Below are 709 nucleotides of genomic sequence, written 5' to 3'. Positions count from 1 at the left end.
TGCCATTTCACGTTTGTTGTAGGAACGGAAAATAGCCCCCGCCTCGACTGACCGGCACGCTAGGGCACATAATTTAAGCCATATCTAATATAGGTTACGCCGTTGCCTGGCACTGTCAAGCCGCGAGCGGCAGGGCTGGCGGCAGGCGCTGCTTGGGATCGCGGTTGAGAGCGCGAGGCTGGGGAGCGAGCCTGATCTCCCCCTCGAGGGGGAGATGTCGCCGAAGGCGACAGAGGGGGCCGCCGCGCGTGGGGCGCTGACCTCTTCTTCGTTCCCGCAGGGGCCCGGCGCTTGATGTGGGGCGACCCCCTCTGGCCTGCCGGCCATCCCCCCTCAAGGAGGGAGATTCGCGGCGTCACCGATTTCGCCAATCACGAGCGCCCCAAAAGGAAAAGGCCGGCCAAACGGCCAGCCCCTTTCCACATGCGCAATCTCCGGTCTCAATATACTTCGCCGGCTAACTAACGCTCCTGCTTCAGCCTTCTGCACAGCTCATCAAGCTGCTCCAGCGACCGGTATGAAACCCGCAAAGTGCCGCCCTTGCCCTTGTGATCCACTGACACAATCATGCCGATCGTATCGGTCAACAGCTTTTCCAGCGCCAGCGTATCGGCGTCCTTTTGCTCCGGACTTGGCGCCGGCTTGGCTTCCTTGGTGCTGCTGGTGCCGGCCGGTATCTGGGCCAGCGCTTCGGCCTGGCGCACCGAAA

1 pseudogene is annotated in these 709 nt (G+C 62.6%); it reads right to left on the bottom strand.

The features are described from left to right. Positions 1-461 precede the first annotated feature (461 nt). Positions 462-709, bottom strand: a pseudogene (locus ENZ74_RS33485) (chromosome partitioning protein ParB); the annotation flags it as partial.

It is taken from the genome of Mesorhizobium sp. M7A.F.Ca.CA.002.15.2.1, assembly GCF_003998715.1.
In the GTDB taxonomy this organism is placed as follows: Bacteria; Pseudomonadota; Alphaproteobacteria; order Rhizobiales; family Rhizobiaceae; genus Mesorhizobium; species Mesorhizobium ciceri.
The sequence above is the reverse complement of the archived record's forward strand: the minus strand, read 5'-3'. Positions and strand labels throughout refer to the sequence as shown.